The following is a 6,007-nucleotide window of genomic DNA, read 5'->3' as shown; positions in this document are numbered from 1 at the left end:
AGTGATTTAAGTAAACGAACTCAAACAGGTTTACGGATAAGTAGAGCAATCTACAACTAGCAATTATCAAAGAAACATGAACAAAAAATCCTCTAATTTATCCCCAGCCAAAAAAGCCCTTCTGGAAAAATGGAAGGGAGGTAAATTTAAAGCTCAGACAATTCCCAAACGTCCAGACTCCGACTTTGTTCCCTTGTCTTCTTCCCAACAGAGGCTGTGGTTCATCGACCAGCTTTACAACGGGAGTCCCTTCTATAATATTCCCTGTGCCCTTCATTTAAAGGGGACGCTCAATGTGACAGCTCTCCAGCAAAGTCTTAACGAAATTCTGAGACGTCACGAAGGTTGGCGCACGACTTTTGCGATCGTAGATGGGCAGCCAATGCAAGCGATCGCGCCTGAATTATCTTGGGAGTTAGCGAAAGTCAACCTCGAACATTTATCGGGTCAAGACTGGGAAAGAGAAGTTCACTTACTAGCAACTTCCGAAGCTAAAAAACCTTTCGACTTAACTCAAGGACCCCTGGTACGAGCAACTTTACTGCGCATCAGTGAAAAAGAGCATATTTTCCTGTTGACTATGCACCACATTGTTTCGGATGGATGGTCTATAGGTGTATTCCTAAAGGAATTAGCAACGCTATATGCTGCTTTCTCCACAGGTCAACCTTCACCCCTACCCGAACTTCCCATTCATTACCCAGACTTTGCTGTTTGGCAACAGGAAAATTTGCCAGGGGAACAGATCGAAACCCAACTAAATTACTGGAAGCAACAATTAGGGGGCGAACTACCCGTATTGCGGTTGCCTGCGGATCGTCCGCGACCTGCTGTTGCCACTTTTAATGGTGCAAAGCAATACTTTAGGTTCCCCAAAACTTTGACAGAGGCACTTAATAAATTAAGCCAGCAAGAAGAAGTATCTTTATACATGATTTTGCTAGCAGCCTTTAATACATTGCTTTATCGCTATACAGAGCAAGAAGACATCCCGATCGGTTCTCCCATTGCTAACCGCAATCGACCCGAACTCGAAGGGATACTGGGCTTTTTTGTCAATACTTTGGTGATGCGTACCGATCTCAGTGGCAATCCGAGTTTTCGCACTCTTCTAAGTCGGGTACGAGAGGTAACTCTTGACTCTTATGCAAATCAGGATTTACCTTTCGAGAAATTGGTAGAGGAATTACAACCTAAACGAGACGATCGCTTTAATCCTCTATTTCAGGTGATGTTTGTGCTACAAAATGCCCCCATACCAGTTCGAGAGGTTGCTGGTTTAACCTTACGGACTTTGGAGATCGATAGCGGCACAGCCATGCTCGATCTTTCCGTGTCGATCGCTGAATCCGAGCAAGGATTAACGGGCTTTTGGGAGTACAACACCGATCTGTTTGATTCAGCAACGATTGCTCGCTGGAGTGGTAATTTCCAAACTCTCTTGTCGAGCATTGTTGCCGACCCCAATCAGCACATCTCTGAATTACCAATATTGACAGCTAAAGAGCGAGAGCAACTATTAGTGGAGTGGAATGATACTCACCAAGATTATCCAGAGAATGCCTCTCTCCATCAATTATTCGAGCAGCAAGTCGAAAAATCCCCTGATGCCTTAGCTTTAATTGATGGAGCGGAACAGATTACCTATCGCCAGCTCAACCAGAAAGCAAATCAGCTCGCCCATTACTTGCAAAAGTTAGGAGTCACAACCGAAACCCTAGTCGCTATTTGCCTAGAACGCTCGGTGGAAATGGTCGTCGGGGTGCTGGCGATTTTCAAAGCTGGCGGTGCATACATTCCCCTCGACCCCAACTATCCAAGCAGTCGCCTTGCTTTCATGCTTTCTGATTCCCAAGCATCGGTGCTATTAACTAAACAGGAAATATTAGAAAAACTCTCAGAATCTCTCGAAGGGGAAAGCACAGCTAAAACTGTTTGCCTGGATACTTGCCAAGATTCAATCGCTCGAGAATGCCAGGAAAACCCTGTCAGTAAATCCAGTGCCGATAATCTTGCTTATGTACTCTATACCTCTGGCTCAACTGGAACTCCCAAAGGCGTTCTCGGCACCCATCGAGGTACGGTCAATGGCTTAAACTGGATGTGGAAAACTTACCCTCCCCAAGGAGTGGAAATTTGTTGTCATAAAACCGCTATTAGTTTTGGAGACTCAATCTGGGAGATTTTTGGTCCCTTACTTCAGGGACTTCAAGCCGTAATTATTCCCGATGCCATTGTTAAAGACACCCGACTTTTCATCGAAACCCTTGCTCGCCACCAGGTTACGCGAATCATGCTTGTCCCCTCATTGTTGGGGGTAATGTTAGATACTTACCGCGATCTAACCAAGAAGTTATCGAAGCTGAAAATTTGGATTACCAGTGGAGAACCGCTTGCTCTCGACTTAACACAAACTTTCCGTCAATTAATGCCGTCAGCAAAACTGCTCAACTTTTACGGTTTATCTGAAGTCTCTGCCAATGTGATTTGCTACGACACCAGTTGCTTACCGGAAAAAGCTAACAGCGTTTTCATCGGTCGTCCGATAGATAATACGCAAGTTTATGTCTTGGATCGTCATCAACAACCAACTCCGATCGGAGTATTTGGGGAATTATACATTGGCGGTGTTCCCTTAGCGAGGAGTTATTTGCATAGACCAGAATTAAACCAGAAACATTTTCTCGATAACCCCTTTTTACCAGGAACTAAGCTTTACAAAACTGGCGACTTAGTGCGTTATCGGAACGACGGTAATTTGGAATATTTAGGTCGCGGCGACGATCGCGTAAAAATTCGCGGCTTCCGGATCGAACTGGGTGAAATTGAAGCAGCGATCGCTAAACATCCTGATGTTAAAGAGACTGCTGTCATTGCTCGTGAAGACGATCGCGGAGAGCGGCGTCTCATCGCTTATGTGGTTACAGATGCAGACAATATAGTGCCAAAACTGCGCAGCTACCTACGCAAGAATCTGCCGGACTATATGGTGCCTTCTGCCTTCGCCGTCTTGGATGCCTTCCCCCTCACACCAAGTGGAAAAGTAGACAAGCGATCGCTTCCAACTAAAGATCTTATCCGAGCTAACTCTACTGAATCCTTCGTTCCTCCTCGGGATACTTGGGAATTTGCTCTGGTACAGATTTGGGAAAATCTTCTGAATATCAGCTCAATTGGAGTCACGGACGATTTCTTTGAATTGGGAGGTCACTCTCTTTTAGCTGCACGTTTAATAGCTCAAATTAACGAGCGGTTTGGGCAGAAACTTCCTCTTTCTATTCTTTTTCAAGGCGCAACAATTGAAAACCTAGCTAAGGTTCTCCAGCAACAAATTGGTTCAAATTCGGATTCTCCTTTAGTGCCAATTCGGTCTTCCGGTTCAAGGATTCCTTTATTCTGCGTACATCCAGCCGGAGGAAATATCATCACCTACCCAAACTTAGCCAGTAAACTCGATGCAGAACAACCATTTTATGCCTTAGAACAGAGTCCTATCCAACAGGAACCTGAGATTATTTCTGTAGAGGAAACAGCAACTCATTACATTGAAGAAATTCGGGCGGTACAACCCAAAGGTCCGTATCTTTTGGCAGGTTGGTGTTACGGTGGTTTGATTGCTTTTGAGATGGCACAACAACTGCAACGGCAGGGAGAAAAAATAGCTTTGCTTGCAGTATTTGATGCTATAATTCCAGAAACTAAACCTCAGCCGACAAAAGATGATGATGCTAAATTTATAATTCGTTCTGCTGAAGCACTTAAATATTTGTTCGGCATCGATTTGTCAGTTTCCTATAACGAAATTTCCCATCTAACACCAGAGGAACAATTCAATCTTTTGATGAAGAAAGCGAACATCGTCAGCAACACAGAAATTCAGCAACATTTTCGTTATTACCAGCTTTTCAAAGCTCATGTTCAAGCCATGCGAGATTATGTTTTGCAGGTTTATACCAATGAAATTACTCTGTTCCGCGCTCGAGAAGAAATTCCTCACGATTTCCAAAGTGCAGAGTTGTATAGCGACGATCCATTTTTAGGTTGGAGTAAATATTCCGAACAACCAATCAAGGTTATTGAAGTTCCAGGCAATCATTTTTCAATGTTCGCCGAACCGCATATTCAAGAACTAGGACAACAGTTAAAAATCTGTCTTGATGAGGTATTTACTAATCAACAAAAATCTTGAATATGAAAAAGTGTAGGCTCCGCTCCGGAAGGCACTACAAAATCTTTTTAGCTTTAGCAAGAGGTAGAAAAAAAGAGAACTGTGTTATCCAGAAAAATGAAAAATGGCATGAAGTGGAGCTAACTATGGCAAGAAAAGGATACACAGAATCAAATGGAACTTCATGCTCAACAATTGTTAGTTGAAAAATATTGTTTGAGGTAGACAAATATGCAGGAAAAATACCAAGTTATCATCTTAGGCTCTGGCATGGCTGGTACGATATTGGGTACTATTTTAGCCAAAAATAAAGTCAAAGTTCTGATTATTGATAAAGGCTCTCACCCGAAATTTACTATCGGTGAATCGACCATTCCTTACACCACTCAGGCTATAGCTGGAATTTCAGATCTATTTGATATACCTGAATTACATCCTGGTGTTATTGGGCAAAAACTCGAACGCAGTTGTGGTGTTAAAAAGAATGTTTCCTTTGCCTACCATCATTTAGGGCAGGAACAGCAAAAAGATCAGATAACACAAGCTAACTTAGATGGCGCAGAACTTCATTTTTTCCGTCAAGACTTGGATAGCTATCTGCTACATCTTGCTATCCATTATGGCGCTGTCGTCAAACAAAATTGCCAAATCTCAGATATTGAGTTTGATTCAAATGGCAAGGATGTTTTCATCGCTAGTGAAAAAGGAGAAAAATTTTCAGGTCTGTATGTTGTAGATGCAAGCGGATACTCTTCCGTACTGGCTAAAAAATTTGACTTGCGAGAAAAACCAACGCATCTGAAAACTCATACACGTACTTTGTTTACGCATATGCTAGACGTGTCACAGTTTGAAGCCTGCGTTCATTCTCAAAAAGTACATGGGATGCCCGGTAATTTTCATGAAGGAACACTCCATCATCTATTTGATGGAGGGTGGATGTGGGTAATACCGTTTAACAACCATAAAAACTCGACAAATCCTCTTTGTAGTGTCGGTTTGCAGTTAGATTCTCGACGGTTTCCCAAAACAGATATTCCACCAGAGCAAGAATTTTTTGAATTCATATCTCAATATCCAAGTATTTACGAGCAATTCAAAAATGCTAAATCGGTGAGAGAATGGATTTCAACAGATAGGCTACAGTATTCCTCTAAAAAATGCGTTGGAGACAGGTATTGTCTACTTCATCATTCCTACGGCTTTGTCGATCCTTTATTCTCTAGAGGACTCGCTTCAACTTGCGATTGCGTTAAACACGTAGCCCAATTGATATTGGAAGCTGTAAAAGACAACGATTTCTCTGAAAGTCGCTTTGAAGAATTAAATGAAATTTATTCTCGCCTGCTCGATCTTAACGATGAATTAGTTTACGGAGCTTTGATATCTTTTAAGGATTTTGAACTTTGGAAAACTTGGCACGGAGTTTGGCAAATTCCCGAATTCGTCAGTTTCTTTGAGTTAGCGATTGCTCGTCTAAAGTTTAAAGAAGGAGATCGAGAAGCTTTCTTGAAAATCGATCAATTTGGCAACATAAAAGAGGTAAATTATTTCCTGAAACAGGCGGTTAAGGAAATAGAACAAGTAGAAAAAGGAACTTTATCTCCAGAAGCCGCCCAAAAAAATCTAGAAAACCTTTTGGAGCAAGTTAATCTATTACCTGAAGGTCTCAAGTTTTCTTTATCTAAACGGTCTTTCCAAACCCGATGGTGGGCAATGCTGGAATTCGTACATTGGTTAAATTTTAAATCCTCTCCTGAAGTCAAACAATACTATGAAGGTTTCAAACCAATGAAGACATATCAATTGTTAAAAGAAGTGGCAAAAAGGTAAGGCGAA

The 6,007-nt window shown here is 42.1% G+C and carries 2 protein-coding genes; both read left to right on the top strand.

Going from position 1 to position 6,007, the window contains the following annotated elements:
* The first annotated feature begins 76 nt into the window (after positions 1–76).
* The gene (locus G3T18_RS12915) at positions 77–4,189 is read left to right on the top strand and encodes a non-ribosomal peptide synthetase (RefSeq protein ID WP_224410973.1); all 4,113 of its coding nucleotides are present in this window, start codon (positions 77–79) and stop codon (positions 4,187–4,189) included.
* A gap of 210 nt (positions 4,190–4,399) precedes the next feature.
* A complete protein-coding gene (locus G3T18_RS12910) occupies positions 4,400–6,001 on the top strand; it encodes an NAD(P)/FAD-dependent oxidoreductase (RefSeq protein ID WP_224410972.1) in 1,602 nt (533 codons plus the stop codon).
* Positions 6,002–6,007 lie beyond the last annotated feature (6 nt).

The organism is Oscillatoria salina IIICB1, from assembly GCF_020144665.1.
Classification (GTDB): domain Bacteria; phylum Cyanobacteriota; class Cyanobacteriia; order Cyanobacteriales; family SIO1D9; genus IIICB1.
Note: the sequence above shows the minus strand (reverse complement) of the source record. Positions and strands in the feature narration are given on the sequence as shown.